Source organism: Sabulicella rubraurantiaca (genome assembly GCF_017355885.1).
Lineage (GTDB): Bacteria > Pseudomonadota > Alphaproteobacteria > Acetobacterales > Acetobacteraceae > Roseococcus > Roseococcus rubraurantiacus.
Map to the genome: position 1 here is coordinate 38,323 of NZ_JAFEUU010000014.1, position 19,364 is coordinate 57,686.

Consider the following 19,364-nt stretch of genomic DNA (forward strand, 5'->3'; position numbering starts at 1 on the left):
CTCAATGTCACCGGCCCGAACTCGTCGCGCCGTCTGCACCGGCGCGGAACTACTTGTTGAGGCCCGCGGAGGACGGCGCGGGACCAGTCTCCGCGGGTGCCGAACCTGCCGCGGGCGCCACACCGCCCCGCACCAGCCGGTCCACGGCGGCCGGACTCGCCGTGGCGACGCGCCCGGTCAGCACGAAGTCCACCACGTCCACCGGGAACTGCACCGGCTCGTCGGTGTGGATGAAGTGTCCGACATCCGGGTAGATCTTCACCGTCGGCTCGTTGCCGGCGCTAGCCATGCGGTAGAGGAACGGGGTGATCACCTGGTTCGCCAGATCAGTCAGCCCGTTCAGCGCGGGCGCGGGGATGTAGGGTTCGCGCGCGCCGAAGGCGAGGAAGATCGGCTGCCGGATGCGGATCAGACGCTGAAGGAGGTTCTCCCGGTCGCCGCGCACAACCTCGGCGCCAATGGAGTACACGTCGAGAATATAGGCGGTGACCCACTGCTCGAACTCGGCACGGTTGCCGCGGATCATGCCGACGCGCTGCTCCGTGTGCAGTCGTGCATAGGGTGAGTCGCGCAGGAAGTAGCCAGAGCTTGCCGGGCGGACATTGCCTGCGGCGTCGCGGGTGCGCCAGGCGAACATGTCGCGCACCCCCTGCTCGGTCCGGTTCATCTCGGCATCCAACAGGCCGGTCGGACCCCAGACCTGCCGCCAGCGCGCGAAGTCGTTCGCCAAGGCCGGATCGAACAGCGCCAGGCGCTGGCCGCCGATCTGGATCTCGGCCGGATACTCCTCGAGGCCCGAAGGCGCTTCGAGCACCAGGCTCTGCACCGCATCGGGCCAGCTCAGAGCGACGCCCATGACGAACTGCCCGCCCAGGCTATGACCCATCCAGTGCGCCTGCCGCACGCCAAGGCGATTGACCACGAGGTCGTGGATCGCCTCCCGCATGTCCTGCAAGGAGCGCGCAGCTTCGCGCCCAAGGTTCGGCGGGCCGGACATGCCGTAATGCGGCAGATCGGGCACGATGACCCGCATCCCACGCGACAGCGCATGGCGCATGACATTGCCGTAGTGCGCGCCGAAGGCGCCCTTGCCGTGGATGATGACGAGGACGGGCGGGTTGGGCTCGGTGCCGGCGTACTCGTCCATGTACCCGATGCTCCAGCTGCGGCCGCGGCCGTCCTGCACATCGGCCTGCTTCACCGGGAACGGGTAGGTGACATGGTCTCGCCAGAACGACCGAGCCGGGTCGATCTGCGCTGCGACCGACGGCCAGCGGAAGTTGCGCACGGCGATGCGGTCCGGCTCGGCCAGCGAGCGGACGTCCCGCATGAACTGAAGGAAGACCGGGTCGGTCGAAACCGTATTCGGGAAGGGGAAGATGCCGTAATGGGCTAGGGGATGCGGCCGGCCGATCAACTGCGCTCCGGGAATCCGCTCCACCGCGCGCTCGGCCAGGCGGTATGGCAGCCACTGATCGGTGGTGACGTGCAGGACAAGTGTCCGCGCGCGCGAGCGGCCGAGGTCTTCATTGATGTTGTAGGTCTGGCCGGTGCGGTTTCGGTAGATCAGGTCTACCGCGTCGAAGCTCGCGGCGAGCGCGCGGACGCCGGCACTGTCGGTCTCGGTCGGCGGATTCCAGTAAAAGACGTCGCGGCGCACCGCGTCCCAGGGCTGGGTGGCGCGGAAGTCGAAGGTGTAGCCGCTGTTGAGCAACACGGACCAGGAGAAGGCGACGCCCTGGTTCGGGTGCTCTTCCTTTGGCATGTTGTAGTAATTGCCCCTCGTCTGCCGCCAGACCGGGTCGGATTCGATCGCGTCGGTCGCGAGCTGGAACACCCAGGCGCGCACCGGGTCTCCGCCATCTTCCTGCGTGGTGCCGCCGACCGGCATCACCGCCTGCACGAAGCCGGATGGGGAGTGCATCACGCCCCAGAGATGCGTCTGGGTCGCGCCCATCGAGACGCCCGTGACCAGCGCGACCCGGCCCACATTGAGCTGGTCACGCAGGACGCGGTACTGCGCCTGGACGTTGTCGTGGTAGGAGTATTGCGGGAAGCGCATACCCAGCCCCTCGGAGGGCTTCGAGGCACCCCAGAGGCCGATCGCGTCGAACATGACGACATAGAAGTGGTCGGTGTCGATCAGCCGGCCCGGGCCGATCACCGGCGCGCCGGACAGCGCCGTGCCGACCACCCACTGCTCGTACATGTTCGTCGAGTCGCCTGAGTAGTAAGACGGTATGACGATGGCGTTGACGATCCGGCCCTCGGCATCCCGCTTCGGCGTGCCGGTGGCGATATAGGACATGCGAAGCGGGCCGGCGCCCAGGCTCTCCAGCGTCGTCCCACCGACGCCGCCATTCTCGAAGGAGGCAGGGTCGTCGAGATTGTAGCGGCCGCCGAGCCGGAATTCGGGGACGTTGACCGTGACCTTGCGGAAGTCGTGGCTTGCCACGGCCGAGCGCGGCGTCACGGGCTGCGCAAGAAGCGCCGAGGGGGGCTGCGCCACCGCCGGCACGGCGAATGAGCCCATCGCGAACAGCGCCAGGGCAAAGGCGCGGGTGCGCAACCTCATGACGGCTCCCTCCACGGTCAAGGACAGTCAGCCTAGACAGCCGCGGCAAGGAGGCGCGGGGCAAAAAACTATCGGAATCACGCGTGCTTTTCGCGAACCGAGCGACGGGCGGGGAAGCCAGGAACGCAGAATCTCGATAGCCGCGGGCGGTGTGCCGGCGATGCCGGGCCGCTAGAGGTTGGACGGTCGCGGCTCCAGCGTCGGGGCCCGGCCGCAAGCCGCACTGGCGAGAGCGCGGCGTGGAGGGCATCGTGGCTGGGCCTGGCGGGTATGACGTGCTCGAGGTCAACGGGCGGCGCTTGCGCTGGCGCATCGACGGCGCGGCGGGCGCGCCCGTCCTGGTCTTCGTCAACGGCCTGACGCAATACGCCGAGCTGTGGACAGTGCATCGCGATGCGCTGGTGGCGCACGGCTTCCGCGTGGTGACCTTCGACATGTTCGGCCAGGGCGAGTCCGACAAGCCCGCCCTTTTCATCGAGCAGGAGGACCAGGTCGCCGCGCTCCAGGCGATCGTGGTGGCCACCGGGGCGGAGCGCGTCTTCGTGGCTGGCATCTCGTTCGGCGGGCTGATCGCGTTGCGCCACGCGATCAAGCACGGGGACCGGCTGGCAGGGCTGGCGCTCCTCAGCAGCTTCGCCTCGCTCTCCCCGCAGCTGCGGCTCCTCGGCGGCACGCTGCTGCAGGGGTTGGCGCTGGGCGGCATCGCCTACCTGCAGGACATGCTGCTGCCAATGAACCTCTCCGACGCCTGGCTCGGGCCGCGCCTGGATCAGCTTGGCGAGGTGAAGCGCGCCGGTTTCGTGGCGAACGACTTGTTCGCGCTCCAGAACCTGATGGAGAGCTTCCTCCACTTCCGGCCCCTGACGCCCGAGCTGCCGCGGATTGCCTGCCCGACCCTGGTGCTCAACGGCGAGTTCGATTTTCTGACCCCGCGCTCGCTGCACGACGAACTCCGCCGCGGCATCCCCGATGCGGAGTTGGTGATCGTTCCGCATGCCTACCACGCCTTCACGCTGGAACAGCCTGCCCTGGTCGCCGGCCTGCTGGCTGGCTTCATGCGCGATGTCCTCTCCGGCGCCTGGCGTGGCAAGGGTCGGGGCGAAGGCCGGGTGGCGGTGGCGCCGGATGCGCCCAGCCAGGATCCGGAGCCCTTCCCGCGGGGCTTCGACCATATGCGTGCGATCCCGGTCCGGGTGCCGAGGGCGAAGCGGCCATGATGGTGCAGAGCGTGCTGGGGCCGCTCGATCCGGCGGGGCGCGTTCCTCCATGGCAGCAGACCCGGCTGGGCGCCTTCCTGGTGGCCGGCTATGGGGCCCTCGCCAGCAGCGCCTCCGCGCAGTCTCTCTGGACCCACGGCCCAGTCGCGATCGCGTTGCAGCAACAGGCCGCCGTCGCATCCGGTATCGTGGGCGCCATAATGCGCGGCGTTGCTTGGCAGTGGGACCCGTGGTGGATGGCCCGTGCATCAGTTTCACAGGCTGCCTGGCTTCCGCGGCTGGCACACGGACCCGATGTCATGCGTGGCCTTGCGCTCGACTCCCTCGCGCTTGGCCTGGCCATCGTGACCGTAGTCCGGCCGGCACCGCTGCTGCCGCCGGACGCCAGCCCCGACGACCCCTTCGTTGCGGCGCTCGGGCTGGTGGAGTTGGAGAGCGGCCGGTTGCTGCAGCCGAACCTGAGGCTCCTCAGGCAGATGGCCGAGGAAATGCCACGGTCGGTTGTCGAGGAGGCGGTGGAGGCGCGGCTGGCTTCAGTCCAGCGCCTGTGGAACGCGGTGCTCGCTTCCCTGGCCTCGTCGGCATAGTTGAGGCGCCCCAGACGGCCATTTCCCCTCCTATCGAGATGTCCGGTGCTTTGCCGCTGAGGTCCCGAGAGCAACCACACCGACCTGACCCCCGCGGTACAGGTGATGCTGGGTGAAAGGCTATCAGAATTCGGTGGAAGACTGCCCGTCGGGAGCGGCGGCGAGCGCATGCTGATGCATCTTTCTGTGCGACAGGTACGGCACGATGCAGATGATGACACGCTACGGCTGCAGGGACGGATCACGAGCGCGGTTGGCTGAGCATCTCTCTCCTCGGAGCGACGCCGCCGCTTGGCTGCGGCCGACCTCGCGCAACAGAGGGATCGCTTTTCCCATGTTGCTCGCCGCGCCATGAGATGATGCGAGATGGCCGCTGACGGTTCACCCTTCGCGCCGCTCCGGCATCGATTGTTCGCGTGGCTGTGGGTGACGAACGCAGTGTCGGCACTTGGGGCTTTCATCCAATCGACCGCAACGGCCTGGGTGATGACCGACCTTGCGCCTGATCCGCTGATGGTCAGCCTCGTGCAGGCTGCCTCGCAGCTTCCCTTCCTGCTGCTGGCCCTCCCGGCCGGTGCGCTGGCCGACATCGTGGACCGGCAGCGTTACCTGATCGCGACCAACACGAGCATGCTGGCGGTGGCGGGAGCACTGGCAGTGCTCTACGCGCTCGGCATGGTGACGGCTTGGGCGCTCCTGGGGCTGACGGCACTGCTCGCGGCGCTGACGGCGCTCAACAGCCCGGCCTTGGCTTCGTCGGTTCCGGCCACGGTCCCGCGGCACGACCTGCAGCAGGCGCTCGTCCTCAATTCCATCGGGTACAATATCGCGCGTGCCCTGGGACCCGGCATCTGTGGCGTCATCGTCGCCAGCCTGGGCGCGGCGGCAGCCTTCGCGACGAATGCTGCGTGCTTTGCCATCGTGGCGGTGGTGACCGCGACCACCCTCGCGCTGCCGCGCTCGGCCGGGGTCAGCGGCATCCCGCCCGAACGGCTTACACGGGCAACGCGGCAGGGTGTGCGCTACGCCATGGCGGAACCCGCGGTGCGCGCCACGCTGATAAGGTCCGCTGCCTTCTACGCGTTCGCCGGCGCGATCTGGGCCCTGCTGCCGCTCTATGTCCGGGAAGTCCTGGACCTCTCATCTGCGGGCTATGGCCTCATGCTCGGCGCCATTGGCGCCGGGGCGGTCCTTGGCGGGATCCTCATGCCGCGTCTGCGCGACCGTGTCTCACGTGACGGCTTCGTGCTGCTGGCCGGCCTGATGACAGGCGGTGCCTTGATCCCTCTCGCGCTGATGCCCTCGCCCGGCGCGGCTGTGGTCGCAATGCTCATCTACGGCATGGGCTGGATCGTCGGAGCGTCCAACTTGCAGGCGACGGTCCAACTCGCTTCGGCGCCCTGGGTGCGGGCACGCGGCCTCGCGATCTATCAGGCGGTCCTGAACGGTGGGTTGGGTCTTGGCGCCGTGGCTTGGGGATGGCTCGGGCAGCACCTCGGCCTCACAGGGACGCTGCTTGTCGCAGGGTTGGGCGGCATCGCGATGACCTGGGTGTCCAAGTGGGTGACGCTGCCGGAGGAGGTGCTGGACCCCTCGCTGACCGCCGAGCGTCCGCCACCTCGGGTCCAGGTTCACAAGTCGGTCTCGCCCGAGCTCGAGACGCGGCGTACCCCCGTGCTCGTCACCATCGCCTATCATGTTGATCCAGCCGAGACGCCAGCTTTTCGCGCGGCCATGGCGGAGCTTTCAGCGGCGCGGCGCCGGGACGGCGCGGTCGCGTGGATGCTCGCCCGCGATGTCGAGCGGCCAGAGGCCTGGGTGGAGGCGTTCCGGCTGCCTGACTGGCACGAGCTGCGTAGGGGTGTCGCCCGCCTCAACCTCACGGACAGCATGGCGGTCGAGAAGGCGAAATCATTCCATCGGGGCGCTGGTCCGCCGGAAGTGCGCGTCCTCCTCGCAGAGGCGTGGTGAAGTGGAATTGCGATGGCGACAGCCTGCGCGGCATCGGGCACCGCTGACCGGCAAGCTTGCGTACATGTTCGGTAGGTGGTCTGTTTGAGGCACGAGCCTGCACCGGGGGCGGGCTCCTGGGAGATCCAGCGATGCCAACGCGGCGCTGCGTATTCCCGCTGCTGGCCACCGCTGCCGGCCTCGCCACGCCGGCTCCTGGCCGCGCGCATCCGCGTTCCACTGCAGCGGCGGACTGGCCCAACCGACCCGTACGCTACATCGAGGCTTACCAACCCGGCACTGCGACCGACATCGCGTCACGGCTCTGGTGCATGACGATGGCACGGCTCACTGGTCGGCCCTTCGCCGTCGAGAACCGCGCGGGCGCTGGTGGCACGCTCGGTGCGGCCGCCGTCGCCCGTGCCATGCCGGATGGGCACACGATCGGGCTCGGAAGCGCGGCTGCGCTTGCCGTGGCGCCGACACTGTTCCCGCGCCTTCGCTACGAACCTGCCCGTGACTTCACCTTGATTTCCGGACTTGCGATGGCGCCGAACTTGCTGGCGGTCCGCCCCGACCTGCCGGCGCAGTCCGTGCCCGATTTTCTGAGGCTGCTTTCGCGCGACCCGGGGCGGCACCATTACGGGCATTTCGGGCTCGGTACGACGGGCCATCTTGCGATGGAACTTCTCAAGTCCCGAGCGGGTGTTGAAGTCGAGCAGGTCGCCTATGCCGGCCAACAGGCCAATTACGACCTGCTGGCCGGAAGGATCAGCGCCCTTTGCGGTCCTCTCCCGGGGCTGATCGCGGCGATCCAATCAGGCCAGGTCCGCGCCCTTGCAGTGACGACCGCCAGGCGCAGCCGCGCCGTGCCGCAGGTGCCGGCGCTTGCGGAGTTCCTCCCCGGCTTCGACCTTGGCGGCTGGGCGATGGTGGTCGGACCGGCCCGCCTTTCCCCGTCCCTGATCCGCCGTATGCACGACGTCTCGCGTCAGACGCTGGCGCGGCCGGACCTACGAGAGACGTTTCGCCAGATGGGGGTCGAGCCCTGGTCCGCCGGTCTCGCCGAACTGGAAGCCTACCGCGCCGAGCAGGAGGCGCTGGTCGCACCTCTCGTCCGCGCCTCCGGAGCACGGGTGGATTAGGACCAGCGGGCAGATATGCCGAATGGCGGAACAGAAGAGCGTTCGGCACCGCGATCTTATCGTCGGTGGCCGATCTACGCCCAAAAGCAACTCGCTGAAATTGTGCTTCTCTGGAGAAGGTCAGGGCTAACAGGCCAAGCTCGGAAGCTTCCTGTCATTGCCGGACAATCGCGGCCGCAGGCTGGGCGAGGCAGCCCAGCCGAGTGCCCGGACGTTCGACGGGGCGGGAGGACCGCACCATGTCCGACGCCCCCAGGCATCCCGAACCCTCCTTCGATCTCAGCGCGGCGCCCATGCGGATCGGTCGCGTCCGGATCCGTGTGCGTGACCTTGCCCAGGCCAGCGGCTTCTACCGCGACGTCCTCGGCCTCGTGCCACTGGGGCAGTCCGACCGACACGCCGTCCTCGGCACAGGCGGAATGCCCTTGCTTGAGCTGATCGGAGATCCCGGTTTGGCACCGCTCGATCGCCGCGAGGCCGGCCTGTTCCACACGGCCTTCCTCCTGCCCGACCGGGCCAGCCTCGGACGCTGGCTACACTTCGCGTCGGAACGAGGCGTCGCCCTGGACGGCGCAGCCGACCACGTTGTGAGCGAAGCCCTCTACCTCGCCGACCCAGAGGGCAACGGGATCGAGATCTATGTGGACCGCCCGGTATCGGCTTGGCGCCGCACCGGCAGCAGAATCGAGATGCCGAACGATCCGTTGGACCTTGAGGGCCTGCTTGCCAGTGCCGACGGACCCTGGACCGGCATGCCGGACAAAGGCGCGATCGGTCACGTGCACCTGCAGGTCGGTGACACCGCATTGGCCGAACACTTCTATGGCGACCTCCTCGGCTTCCAGGTGACCTGGCGCTATCCCGGTGCGAGCTTCTTCGGCGTTGGCGGCTATCACCATCAGCTCGCCGCCAACACTTGGAACAGCCGCGGCGCCGGGCCGCGCACGGAGGACATGGCCGGTCTCGACGCCGTGGAGCTGGTGCTCCGCGATGCCACGGCGCGCGCGGCCATCGAAGTCCGCGCGCGGGCAGCGAGCCTGGGCGTCGGGACTGAAGGTGAGGCCAGGGTGCTGCGCGATCCTTGGGGGACCGCCATCGTCCTGACTGCGGACTGACGACCATGTTCAACACGTCGCGTTGAGCGAAAACTCGGAAGATGGGAGAAGTCGATGCCCCGATACACGGTCGCCCTGCTCGTCGGCAGCCTGCGGCGGGAGTCGCTGAACGCGAAGCTCGCCGGCGCGTTGGTGCGTCTGGCGCCGCCCGACGTCACCTTCCAGCGCGTCGAGATCGGTGACCTGCCGCTCTACAATCAGGATGACGATGCCAACCCGGCACCGCCGGTGGCGCGCCTGAAGAGCCAAGTGGCCGCTGCGCAAGGCGTGGTCTTCGTCACGCCGGAGTACAACCGCTCCATCCCCGGCGTGCTGAAGAACGCGCTCGACCACGGATCGCGGCCTTATGGTCATAGCGTCTGGGCAGGAAAGCCCGCGGGCGTGATGGGCATCTCGCCGGGCGCCCCTGGTACATCCATGGCGCAGCAGCATCTGCGCAACATCCTCGCCTATCTCGACATGCCGACGCTCGGTCAGCCAGAGGTCCTCCTCCAGGCCAAGGAAGGGCTTTTCGCGGCCGATGGCTCGATCGGAGAGGGCAGCCGTGGCTTCCTGCAAGGCTGGATGGACCGCTACGTCGCCTTCCTCGGCCGCAACGCAGCCTAGACGAGAGGACCGCGAACCACGGTGGCCCAGGCCGCGAAGAGGCCTTCGTCGAGGACGCTCGTCTCGGCACTCGCCAGATTGGCGACAGCTTCGGTGGCCGCGGCTGAGAGCGGCGAGCCCAGGTGGCCGACGTCACGGAACACTCCCGCACCTCGTTGCGGGCAGATGCGCAGGCTTCACCTGGTCCACAGGCACCTCTACGCAGTTGCCAAGGCGCCGTCCGCGAACAAGCAAGGCGATTGGAAGCAAGCCAGCGTTTCGAAGCATGCGCTCCAGCGGAGAGTCCCGGCTGAGAGGTGGCTGGTGAGGCGTGACCCGCGACTTCCCCTGCTGTATAGGGAAGGGGAGGAAGCAGCGTCCGGCGCCGGCTTGGCAGTGGTGGATTTCCTCTCGCAAGGGATGTGGATCCAGGGATGAAGCCAAGACCCGAAGGGAGGACGGCCATCCCGTCGCGGCTGGGGGCGCTCCGGGTCCTGGCCCTTCTCGCCCTGGCTGTTCCGGCGGCGCTCCTCGCGGCCTATGCCCTGTTCAGCCGTGACTTCCATCGGCGCGAGGCCGAGGGGCAGGTCACCCGCACCCTCGACCTCCTGCACGAGCACGGCTCCAAGGTTTTCGACACCTACGAGATTCTGTTGGCCTATGCCGATGAGCTGGTCCGCGGCCTCGATGACGACCAGCTGCGCGAGAACGAGGCCGAGATCAGCGGGAGGCTGCAAAGGTTCAGGCAGTCGCTGCCGCAGGTCCAGAACATCTGGGTCATCGGGCCAACCGGCCTTGCCATGGCCTCCACGCAGATCCTCCCGGTTCCCCGGGACCTCAATGTCTCCGACCGGGAGTATTTCCGTGCGCTGCGCGATGGCGAGACGGATCTCGTGATCAGCGACGTGCTGCGGGGACGGGTCAGGCCGGAAACGCGGTTCTTTCAGTTCGCCCGGCGGCGCAGCCCACGCGCGGATGGCGGCTTCGCCGGCATCATCGCCATCTCCGTGCAGCCGTCCTATTTCGTGGAATATTACGGCAAGACCCCCGCGAGCGGGCTGACGACGGCCTCGCTCGTGCGCGACGGCGCCTATCTCCTTGCCCGTTTCCCGGCGCTCGATCCCGATGCGCCGCGCCGGGTTTCGGGCGAGGCCTTCCGGGAAAGGACCGCCGCGGCGCCTGAGCGGGGCTTCTACGTGGGCCGCTCCCTGGAAGGAGGCAGCGCGGTCCTTCTGGCCTACCGGCGGCTTCCCAGCCATCCGGTCTATGTCGTGACAGGGCTCGACATGGCGATCGTGCAGGCGCGATGGCTGCGTTCGCTGATCCTGCCCGCCGCGCTGGCGCTGCCCACCGCCCTGGCTTTGTTCGGCCTTGTCTGGATGGCGATGCGCCAGGCCCGGGGGCTGGAAGTCGCCGTCGCGGAACTGACCGCCGAGCGTGCGCTGCGCGAGGCTGCGGAGGATGAGCGCCGGCAGGTGCAGCGCCTCCAGGCTCAGCGGCAGCGGCTGGAGGCGCTGGGCCAGCTGGCGGGCGGCATCGCCCACGACATCAACAACGTCATGCAGGCGGTCGGCACGGGGGCGGCGCTGATCCGCCGCCGCGCCTCGGATGCCGCCGCCGTCGAGAGCCTGGCGCGCATGATCGAGGCCTCGGCGGAACGGGGCGGCTCCGTCACCCGGCGCCTCCTGGCCTTCGCCCGACGCGGCGAGCTTCGCGCGGAGGCGGTGGACCCCGAGAGCGTGCTGCGGGAGATCCAGGAGGTCCTGTCCCATTCCCTCGACCCGGCGATCCAGGTGGAGGTCCAAGTGGATGCGCCCGCGTCGCGGGTCTTCGTGGACCGGGGTCAGCTGGAAACGGTGCTGCTCAACCTCGCGACCAATGCGCGCGACGCCATGCCCTCAGGTGGCCGGCTGACCCTGTTCCTGGAAGGGCGCGAGATCGGCCCGGAAGCCCCCGCGGAGGATTTGCCAGCCGGGCGGTACGTGGTGCTCGGGGTTTCGGACACGGGGGCAGGCATGGATGCCGAAACTCTCGCGCGGGCCTCCGACCCCTTCTTCACCACCAAGGATCTCGGGAAGGGGACCGGGCTGGGCCTCGCCATCGCCCGCAGCTTCGCGGAGCAATCGGGCGGAAGGCTGCGCCTGTCGAGCCAGCCTGGGCAGGGCACGGTCGCGGAGATCCTGCTGCCCCTGGTTGAAGGCGAAGCGAAGCAGGCGGCGGTGGAGGTCGCGCCCGCCGGTCCGAGGCGCCGCATCCTGCTCGTGGATGACGAGGGCCTCGTTCGCGCCACCATTGCCAGGGGGCTCGAAGAATACGGGCATACCGTGCTGCCGGCCGCCGATGCTGAGTCAGCCCTCGCCCTGCTGAACGCAGGGGCCGAAGTCGAGGTGCTGGTGACCGACCTCGCCATGCCGCGCATGAACGGGCTCGACCTCATCGCCGCCGCGCGGGTCCAGCGCCCTGGCCTGCCGGCAGTGCTGGTCACAGGCAATGCGGAGCTCGACGAGGCGCGGACGGGCGGACTTCCCCCGAGCCCGTTCCTGGTGCTGCGCAAGCCTTTCGGCATCGCGGCGCTGGCAAAGGGGATCGACGAGGTCGCTCTGGCTTCGATGCCGGCGGAGCGCTGAAACCCAGGCGCTCAGCCGCCCAGGCGCGCCGCCACCGCATCCTCCAGCGGCGGCCCGTCATCGCGCGCCTCGAGGGCGTGGGCGAAGCTCTCGTAGCCGTCGCCGCCCCGGCGCAGGAAGTCGTTGGTCGCGACGCGGTAGGTGCGTTCCGGCTCCAGCGGGCGCCATGTCCCATCCGCCTCGCGCACCTCGGCGCGCAGGATGCGCTGGCCGACCGGCCGCGCCGCGTCAGCCTCGAAGCGCAGCCCGTCCAGCTGCGGAAAGCGCCCGGATGGTTGCGGCAGGCGCGACACCCCGTTCTCCAGCGCGTCCCGCACCGCGTGGCCGCGCAAGACCATCACCGCCAGCGTGTTGGAGAAGGGCAGGGCGGTCAGCAGGTCGCCCCAGGACACCTCGCCGGCGGGCAGCCCGGCGCGGATCCCGCCGGCATTCTGCCAGCCGATCTCCGCCCCCGCCGCCTCGCGCATCGTGCGGGCCACGGCGGCGCCGAGGGCGCAGGGCCCTGTGCCGCAGCCTTGCAGGGGAACCGCGGCATCCAGCCGGAAGGCGACGCGGCGACGCAGTGCCTCCAGCGGCTCGGCCAGCTCGCGTACCAGGGCAAGCGCCTCCTCGTCCTCCGGCACGGAGACGTCGAGGAGGCGCATCGCCTGCCGCGACTGCACCACCTGTCCCTCCGGCCCCAGATCGAGGTCCAGCCGGCCCAGATACTGCCCGAAGGCCTTGGCCTGCACGATGAGGACGCGGCGCTCCCCAGCCTCCACCGTCTCGGGCGGCGCGACCAGCGTGTGCGAGTGCCCGCCGATGATCACGTCGATGCCCGGCACATCCCGCGCCAAGCGGCGATCCGCCCCGAGCCCCAGATGCGACAGCACCACCACCGTCGCCGCCCCCTCGCGCCGCGCCTCCCACACCGCGCGGCTCGCAGCCTCGGCCGGATCGGTGAAGCGGAGGTGCGGGCCGGGGGAGGAGATATTGGGCGTGTCCGGCGTGACGAGGCCGGCAATGACCAGCCGTGCAGCACCGGAGCGGAAGGTGACGGTGGGACGCAGCTTGCCGGCCAGCGCCGGCTCCGCGGCCGTTTCGAGGTTGGCGGCGAGGACAGGGAAGTCCACCGCCTCCAGGTAGCGCGCCAGGGCGGCTGGGCCGAGGTCGAATTCGTGGTTGCCCGGCGCCATGGCCTGCACGCCCCACAGGCGCTGCATCCGTGCCTCGGCCATGCCCTGGTGCTCGCGAAAGAACAGCGAGCCAAGGAACTCGTCCCCCGCGTCCAGCAGCAGCGATGCCCGCCCGTCGGCTCGCGCCGCCTCCCGCGCCTCGCGGATCGCCGTCGCCATGCGCGCGGAGCCGCCCAGGCATGAATCGCCGCCCGCGCAATTCGCGGCCCCTGCCGTCACCGGCTCATGCCGGCTGTGGAAGTCGTTCAGGTGCAGCAGCGCGACGCGCGCGGCCGGCGACTGCGCGAAGGCGGGGCGCAGGACGAACGGAGCGGCGAGAAACAGGCGGCGGCTCAGCATGGAAGGAGCATAGCGCCCCTTGCCAGAAAGGCGCATCGGGTGAAGCTTGCCCGCAAGGGGGCTGGGCTTGCAGATCTACCTTCCTATCGCGGAAATGAGCGTCAATGCCTTCCTCCTCTCAGGCATCGGCTTCGTCGTGGGCTGGCTGTCGGGGTTGTTCGGCGTGGGGGGCGGCTTCCTGCTGACGCCCGTGCTGATGCTGATCGGCATCCCATCCCCGGTCGCCGTGGCCTCGGGCGCGAACCAGACGCTGGGCGCTTCCGTGTCGGGCCTGCTGGCCCAGGCGCGGCGCGGCAACGTGGACTGGGTGATGGGCTCCGTCCTGGTGGTGGGCGGCCTGCTGGGCAGCGTCGCGGGGGTGCAGCTCTTCGCCATGCTGAGCCGGTTGGGTCAGGTGGATGCGGCAGTGGCGATCTTCTACGTCGTCGTGCTGGGCATCGTCGGCTCGCTGATGGTGATGGAAAGCGTGCGCGCCATCTTCCGCCGCCGCGCCGCCGTCCCGCGGCGTCTGCACCAGCATTCCTGGGCGCATGGGCTGCCCTTCAAGCTGCGCTTCCGAAAGAGCCGCCTCTACATCTCCGTCATCCCGCCACTGGCGGTGGGTTTCTTCATCGGCGTTCTGTCGGCGGTGATGGGCGTGGGCGGCGGCTTCATGCTGGTGCCGGCGATGATCTATATCCTCGGCATGCCGACCGCGGTGGTGATCGGCACCTCGCTGTTCCAGGTGGTCTGCGTCACCGCTTCCGTGACCTTCCTCCAGGCCCTGCAGGTCGGGGGCGTGGACATCGTGCTGACCCTGCTGCTGCTGGTGGGCGCCGTGGCCGGCGCGCAATTCGGTGCCTCCATGGGGGCGCGGCTGCGCGGCGAGGAGACTCGCGCCTTGCTGGGCCTCCTCGTGCTGGGCGTCGCTGGGTCGCTGCTCTGGAACCTGCTGCGCCTGCCGGAAAACCTGTTCTCCATGGGGCCGGCCTGGTGAGGGCGCTGCTGGCCCTGCTGCTGACGCTGGGCTTCGCGCTGCCGGCCTTTGCGCAGCCCTCGCCGCTGGTGGCGCGGCTTTCTTCCAACCGTGTCTTCATCACCACCGCCTTCACGGGCGAGAGCCTGATGGTCTTTGGCTCCACCGAGGAGCCGCTCGGCCCTGGCGGGGATGAGGTGGTGGTGGTGGCGCGCGGCCCCTCCTCGCCCTTCGTCGTGCGGCGCAAGGTGCAGGTACTCGGCCTGTGGCTCAACGGGCCTTCCGCGCGCTTCGAGGACGTGCCGACCTTCTATGCCGTCGCCGGCACCCGTCCCGCCTGGCGCATCCTGCCGGAGGAGGTGCGGCGCAACCTCGGCCTCGGCCTCGACGCCCTGCCGCTCGACCGCCGCTCCGGCGCGCGCTCCCCCGGCTTCCGCGCCGCGCTCCTGGCCCTGAAGCAGGAGGCGGGGCTGTGGCAGGAGGACCGCTCGACGGTGGAGGTGGCGGGGTCCCGCCTGTTCAACCTCCTCCTGCCGCTGCCTGCCACGGTGCAGCCCGGATCCTACCGGGTGGAGGTTTTGCTGGTTCGCTCGCGCCGCGTGGTGGCGCGGGAAAACCTGGGCTTCACGGTGGAGCGCGTCGGCACCGCCGCCTCGATCAACGAGGTGGCGCGCGAGCGCCCCGCCCTTTACGCCATCGTCTGCATCCTGCTGGCCGGCCTCACCGGCTGGCTGGGCAGCGTGCTGTTCCGGAGAAGCTGATGTCCGACGAGACCGCCAAACAGGCCCGCCGCGACCGTGTCTTCCTGGTCGTGGTGGATGACAGCCCCGAGCGCGCCGTGGCGCTGCGCTACGCCTGCCTGCGCGCCGCGAAATCCGGTGGCCGCGTCGCCCTGCTGCGGGTAGTCGAGCCCGTGGAGCAGGCGGAATGGGCCGGGATCGAGGCGATGATGCAGCAGGAACGCCGCGAGGAGGCGGAGGCGCTGCTCAACGGCTTGGCCGCGCAGGTGACGGAGATCACCGGCGGGTTGCCCATCCTGCTGGTGCGCGAGGGCGCCGCCTCGGAGCAGTTGCTGACCCTGCTGGAGGAGGACCCGCGCATCTCCATCCTGGTCCTGGCAACGGCGGCGGATGGCAAGGGGCCGGGGCCGCTGATCACCGCCCTGACCGGCCGGCTTTCGGCCCGGCTCTCCGTGCCGATGACGGTGGTGCCCGGCAACATGAGCGACGAGGAGCTGGAGCGCGTCACCTGACGCGCGCCCTCCGTTCCCCGAGGTGATCGGCGCCATTCACGGGGCCTATTGCCGGGCTTCCCAAGCCTCCCCTATGCGGAAGCGAAGCGTTTTTCTGGAGAGATCATGACCGCGCTTGATGACAAGGCCCTCGATACGTTGTTCCGCGAGGCCCGCACCGCCTTTCGCTGGAAGTCCGACCCCGTTCCGGACGAGATGCTGTATCGCCTGTATGATTTGGTGAAGATGGGGCCAACCAGCGCCAATTCCTCGCCAGCGCGCTTCGTCTTCGTGCGCACGCCGGAGGGCAAGGCGAAGCTGAAGCATGCGCTCTCGGCTGGTAACACGGAAAAGACCATGACGGCCCCGGTCACGGTGATCGTGGCGCATGACCCGAAATTCTATGACGAGCTTCCGCGGCTCTTCCCCCACGCCGACGCGCGCTCCTGGTTCGCCGGGAACTGGTCCCTGGCCGATGCAACCGCCTTCCGCAACGGCTCGCTGCAGGGCGCCTACCTGATCATGGCGGCGCGCGCGCTGGGGCTGGATGTCGGGCCGATGAGCGGCTTCGACAACGCCAAGGTGGATGAGCTGTTCTTCGCCGAGAGCGGCTGGAAGTCGAACTTCCTGGTCAATCTGGGCCACGGCGAATGGGACGAGACCTACAAGCGAGCCCCGCGCATGTCCTTCGACGAGGTGGCGCGCCTCGCCTGAGGCCAAGCGGGGGCGGGAAGATCCCGCCCCCCGACCTGCCGTCAGCGATCCTGCTGATAGCCCTTGTGGTGGGTGTTCTGGTAGCTGGCCGCCGTCTGGCCCTGCTGTTCCAGATTCCGGTCGCGATCCTCCGCCTGGCTCTTGTCGCGCACCGGGTCCATGGGGCCCGGCTTGGCCGGGTTGCCGCCATGGGCGGGACGGTTGGCGGGCGGGACGGGCGGCATCTTCGCCTTCGACATCTGTGACTCCTCCTGAACCGGAGAGGAACGTCCGACGCCCCGTGCTGTTGCCCCGAATCCGGCCCCGCAAAAAAGGAAGGGCAGGACCTCGCGGCCCCGCCCCTTCTTTGCCGTCAAAAAGCAGCCTTCAGCCGCGCAGCGTTCCGTTCCAGCGCGGGGCTTGGGCCGTCTGCCGGCGGAGCTGCGCCCCCAGCTGCGCCGCCTGGCGCAGCTCAGCCAGCCGCTCGCGCCGCTGCGTGCGGCCGCGGCCGTCAGTGAGGACGAGGAGAACCGGAACGAGGGCAAGGGCCAGCATGAAAAGGCTCAGGATGCTGGTCGTGGCGGTCACGGTCTTGTCTCCAGGGGCGTGTGTTGATGCTTGCTTCTACACGTGGCTTTCTGAACCCGTGCTGAGTGGGAGGTTCAGGATGTGTTCAGGCGCACGGTCGCAAGCGCTGCCTATGACGTGGCTCATCCGGCCCTTTTTGGCGCTTCTTGCCCTGGCTCCCCTGCTGGCCGCGCCCTCCAGCCTCGCGGCGCAGGATCGCCGCGACCATGAGCGCGCGCGCGCCGCGCTGGAGGCCGGGCAGATCCGCCCCCTCACCGACATCCTGGCCGAGGTCGAGCGCCGCTACCGGGGTCGCGTGATCGAGGCCGATCTGGAGCGCGATGACGGCCAGTGGCTGTATGAGCTGAAGATCCTGCCACCCAATGGCCGTGTCTTCACCATCGAGCTGGATGCCGCGACCGGCCAGTTCCTGCGGGGGCGCGGCCCCATCCAGGAGCGCACGCCAGGCGAGGCGGCGACGCCCCCACGCTCCACGGGAAGATGAACGCGCTTTACCGCACCGCGTCATAAGCCCATCTTCCTCCCATGCGCCTACTCGTCGTCGAGGACACTGCCGCCCTGGCCGGCCAGCTGCGCCAAGGGCTTTCCGAATCGGGCTTCGCCGTGGACATGGCGCTGGACGGGGAGGAGGCGCAGCATCTCGGCGACACCGAGCCCTATGACGCCGTGGTGCTCGACCTCGGCCTGCCACGGGTGGACGGGCTGACCGTGCTGCGCCGCTGGCGCGCCGCCGGCCGCGCCATGCCCGTGCTGATCCTCACCGCCCGGGATTCCTGGACCGAGAAGGTGGAAGGGCTGAACGCGGGGGCCGACGACTACCTCGCCAAGCCCTTCGCCATGGCGGAGCTCGTGGCGCGGCTGAACGCGCTGATCCGCCGCGCCAACGGCGTCAGCAAGCCGGAACTGGTCTTCGGGGAGGTGCGGCTCGACACCGCCACGCGCTCCGTTTCCCGCGCCGGCGCGCATGTGCGGCTGACGGCGCTGGAATACGGGCTCTTCGCCTATCTGGCGCTGCATGCCGGCCGGCCGGTCAGCAAGACCGAGCTGACCGAGCACCTCTATTCCCAGGATTTCGACCGCGACTCCAACACGCTCGAGGTCATCGTGGCGCGGCTGCGGCGCAAGCTCGGGGATGGGCTGATCGAGACGGTGCGCGGCCAGGGCTACCGGCTCCAGCCCGCCTCGGCATGAGAGGCGCGACGCCGCGGGCCTCCATCGCCGCCCGCGGCTCGCTGACGCGGCGCCTCGCGGCGCTCACCGCACTTTGGGTCGCGATCGGGCTGGGGCTGCTCGGCTGGTACGTGGTCCGCAAGGACGAGCAGCAGATCGAGACGGCGACGGATGCGCGCCTCACCTCGTTGCTGGACGCGGTGGTCGCGGTGGTGTCCTTCGACCCGCTCTCCGGTCCCATCCTGCTGCGCTCCCTCGCCGACCCGGAGTTCGAGCGCCCGCTTTCCGGGCATTACTGGCAGATCCATGGACCGGGCGGCACCATCGCCACCTCCCGCTCGCTTTGGGATTCGCGCCTCCACTCGCCCCTGCCGGCGGGGGAGGGCATCCGTGCCCGCGACATGGACGGCCCGCGCGAGGAGAAGCTGCGCGTGCTGGAGCGGGACGTGACCATCTCCGGCCGCACCGGTCAGGTGCCCCTCACCGTGCAGGTGGCGGTCCCGCGCGACGCGATGGAGGCGGAGATCGCGCGGCTCCGCCACCAGATGATCCTGGCCTTTTTCGTGCTCGGCTCCGGCCTCGTCGCCGCCGTGGCGCTGCTGGTGATCTGGGGGCTGCGCCCGCTGCGCCGCACGCAGGAGGAGCTGGTGGAGGTTCGGCAGGGCCGGCGGCTGCACATGGACATCGCCGCACCCTCGGAGATCGCGCCGCTGGTGGCGGAGATCGAGGCGCTGATCGAGCAGAACCGCGCCACGGTGGAGCGTGCCCGCCACCATGTCGGCAACCTCGCCCACGCCATGAAGACGCCCATTGCCGTGCTGCGCAACGCGGTGGAGGCCGAGGATCTCGGCATGGTGCGCGGGCAGGTGGCGACGCTGGAGCGGCTGGTGCAGCACCATCTGCGCCGCGCCCGCGCCGGCGCCCTGGCCGGCAGTGCCGGGGCGGAATGCGCCCCCTACGCCCTGGCCGGCGCGCTCGCCACCGCCCTGGGACGGCTTTCGGCCTCGCGCGGCATCCGGCTGCGTGTGACGGGCGAAGAGGGGGCGCGGGTCCGCGCCGACAGCCAGGACGTGACCGAGATGCTAGGCAATCTGATGGAGAATGCCTGCAAGTACGGCCGCACCCAGGTCCTCGTCACCGTCGCGCCGGCCGGCGAGGGGAGTATCAGCGTCGCGGTCGAGGATGATGGCGAGGGGCTGGAGGAGGGCGAGGACGGCGCAGCGCTGGCGCGCGGCGTGCGGCTGGACGAGGCCAAGCCCGGCTCCGGCCTCGGCCTCGCCATCGTGTCCGACCTCGTGGCGCTCTATGGCGGCTCGCTCTTGCTCGGCCACTCCGGGCGGCTAGGCGGGTTGCGGGCGGAGGTCACCCTGCCGGGGCGGGTGGTCGGAGGGCGCTACGAAGGGCCCGACTGA

19 protein-coding genes are annotated in these 19,364 nt (G+C 69.6%); 14 read left to right on the forward strand and 5 right to left on the reverse strand.

The annotated features are described in order from the left end of the window. Positions 1-49 precede the first annotated feature (49 nt). Positions 50-2,575 carry an alpha/beta hydrolase gene (locus JTJ31_RS19430; protein ID WP_207540402.1) on the reverse strand — a complete coding sequence of 842 codons (2,526 nt, stop codon included), beginning with the start codon at positions 2,573-2,575 and terminating at the stop codon, positions 50-52. Between the two features lie 251 nt (positions 2,576-2,826). Between JTJ31_RS19430 and JTJ31_RS19435 the strand changes: the two genes are divergently transcribed. From JTJ31_RS19435 to JTJ31_RS19460, 6 genes are all read left to right on the forward strand, one after another. Continuing rightward, positions 2,827-3,792 carry an alpha/beta fold hydrolase gene (locus tag JTJ31_RS19435; RefSeq protein WP_207540403.1) on the forward strand — a complete coding sequence of 322 codons (966 nt, stop codon included), beginning with the start codon at positions 2,827-2,829 and terminating at the stop codon, positions 3,790-3,792. Further along, positions 3,789-4,379 (forward strand): hypothetical protein, encoded by a 591-nt coding sequence (locus tag JTJ31_RS19440; RefSeq protein WP_207540404.1) that lies wholly within the window; start codon positions 3,789-3,791, stop codon positions 4,377-4,379. Before JTJ31_RS19435 ends, JTJ31_RS19440 begins: the two co-directional genes overlap by 4 nt. A gap of 366 nt (positions 4,380-4,745) precedes the next feature. Then, entirely contained in the window at positions 4,746-6,350 is a 1,605-nt protein-coding gene (locus JTJ31_RS19445; RefSeq protein WP_207540405.1) for an MFS transporter, read from the forward strand. A gap of 131 nt (positions 6,351-6,481) precedes the next feature. Continuing rightward, entirely contained in the window at positions 6,482-7,474 is a 993-nt protein-coding gene (locus JTJ31_RS19450; protein WP_207540406.1) for a Bug family tripartite tricarboxylate transporter substrate binding protein, read from the forward strand. 239 nt (positions 7,475-7,713) lie between these two features. After that, on the forward strand, positions 7,714-8,589 hold the full coding sequence (locus JTJ31_RS19455) for a VOC family protein (protein ID WP_207540407.1): 876 nt from the start codon (positions 7,714-7,716) through the stop codon (positions 8,587-8,589). 54 nt (positions 8,590-8,643) lie between these two features. Continuing rightward, positions 8,644-9,195 carry an NADPH-dependent FMN reductase gene (locus tag JTJ31_RS19460; protein ID WP_207540408.1) on the forward strand — a complete coding sequence of 184 codons (552 nt, stop codon included), beginning with the start codon at positions 8,644-8,646 and terminating at the stop codon, positions 9,193-9,195. On the opposite strand, the gene JTJ31_RS19465 is transcribed toward JTJ31_RS19460, so the two are convergent. After that, complete coding sequence (locus JTJ31_RS19465; protein WP_207540409.1) at positions 9,192-9,338, reverse strand: hypothetical protein; 147 nt, start codon at positions 9,336-9,338, stop codon at positions 9,192-9,194. The genes JTJ31_RS19460 and JTJ31_RS19465 overlap by 4 nt on opposite strands. A gap of 270 nt (positions 9,339-9,608) precedes the next feature. Here JTJ31_RS19465 and JTJ31_RS19470 point away from each other — a divergent pair, with 270 nt between their 5' ends. Continuing rightward, entirely contained in the window at positions 9,609-11,801 is a 2,193-nt protein-coding gene (locus JTJ31_RS19470; RefSeq protein WP_207540410.1) for a hybrid sensor histidine kinase/response regulator, read from the forward strand. Between the two features lie 11 nt (positions 11,802-11,812). Here the strand turns inward: JTJ31_RS19470 and JTJ31_RS19475 are convergent, their stop codons facing one another. Next, positions 11,813-13,315 (reverse strand): bifunctional metallophosphatase/5'-nucleotidase, encoded by a 1,503-nt coding sequence (locus tag JTJ31_RS19475; RefSeq protein ID WP_207540411.1) that lies wholly within the window; start codon positions 13,313-13,315, stop codon positions 11,813-11,815. 67 nt (positions 13,316-13,382) lie between these two features. On the opposite strand from JTJ31_RS19475, the gene JTJ31_RS19480 reads away from it, so the two are divergent. From JTJ31_RS19480 to JTJ31_RS19495, 4 genes are all read left to right on the forward strand, one after another. Then, positions 13,383-14,291 carry a sulfite exporter TauE/SafE family protein gene (locus tag JTJ31_RS19480; protein ID WP_207540412.1) on the forward strand — a complete coding sequence of 303 codons (909 nt, stop codon included), beginning with the start codon at positions 13,383-13,385 and terminating at the stop codon, positions 14,289-14,291. Then, a complete protein-coding gene (locus JTJ31_RS19485; RefSeq protein ID WP_207540413.1) occupies positions 14,288-15,031 on the forward strand; it encodes a TIGR02186 family protein in 744 nt (247 codons plus the stop codon). The genes JTJ31_RS19480 and JTJ31_RS19485 overlap by 4 nt, the downstream gene beginning before the upstream one ends. Next, positions 15,031-15,522: a universal stress protein gene (locus JTJ31_RS19490; RefSeq protein WP_207540414.1), complete on the forward strand. Its 492-nt coding sequence runs from the start codon at positions 15,031-15,033 to the stop codon at positions 15,520-15,522. Before JTJ31_RS19485 ends, JTJ31_RS19490 begins: the two co-directional genes overlap by 1 nt. 105 nt (positions 15,523-15,627) lie before the next feature. Further along, positions 15,628-16,215 (forward strand): malonic semialdehyde reductase, encoded by a 588-nt coding sequence (locus JTJ31_RS19495; protein WP_207540415.1) that lies wholly within the window; start codon positions 15,628-15,630, stop codon positions 16,213-16,215. A 41-nt stretch (positions 16,216-16,256) separates the two neighbouring features. On the opposite strand, the gene JTJ31_RS19500 is transcribed toward JTJ31_RS19495, so the two are convergent. Together JTJ31_RS19500 and JTJ31_RS19505 are read right to left on the reverse strand one after the other, a co-directional pair. Continuing rightward, positions 16,257-16,454, reverse strand: a complete 198-nt coding sequence (locus tag JTJ31_RS19500) for a hypothetical protein (protein WP_207540416.1) — start codon at positions 16,452-16,454, stop codon at positions 16,257-16,259. A 127-nt stretch (positions 16,455-16,581) separates the two neighbouring features. After that, positions 16,582-16,782 (reverse strand): hypothetical protein, encoded by a 201-nt coding sequence (locus JTJ31_RS19505; RefSeq protein WP_207540417.1) that lies wholly within the window; start codon positions 16,780-16,782, stop codon positions 16,582-16,584. 112 nt (positions 16,783-16,894) lie between these two features. On the opposite strand from JTJ31_RS19505, the gene JTJ31_RS19510 reads away from it, so the two are divergent. From JTJ31_RS19510 to JTJ31_RS19520, 3 genes are read left to right on the forward strand one after another with little or no spacing between them, the layout of a single operon-like run. Continuing rightward, the gene (locus JTJ31_RS19510; protein ID WP_207540418.1) at positions 16,895-17,266 is read left to right on the forward strand and encodes a PepSY domain-containing protein; all 372 of its coding nucleotides are present in this window, start codon (positions 16,895-16,897) and stop codon (positions 17,264-17,266) included. Positions 17,267-17,307: 41 nt separating this feature from the next. Beyond that, the gene (locus JTJ31_RS19515) at positions 17,308-17,973 is read left to right on the forward strand and encodes a response regulator transcription factor (protein WP_207540419.1); all 666 of its coding nucleotides are present in this window, start codon (positions 17,308-17,310) and stop codon (positions 17,971-17,973) included. Continuing rightward, the gene (locus JTJ31_RS19520) at positions 17,970-19,364 is read left to right on the forward strand and encodes a sensor histidine kinase (protein WP_207540420.1); all 1,395 of its coding nucleotides are present in this window, start codon (positions 17,970-17,972) and stop codon (positions 19,362-19,364) included. Before JTJ31_RS19515 ends, JTJ31_RS19520 begins: the two co-directional genes overlap by 4 nt.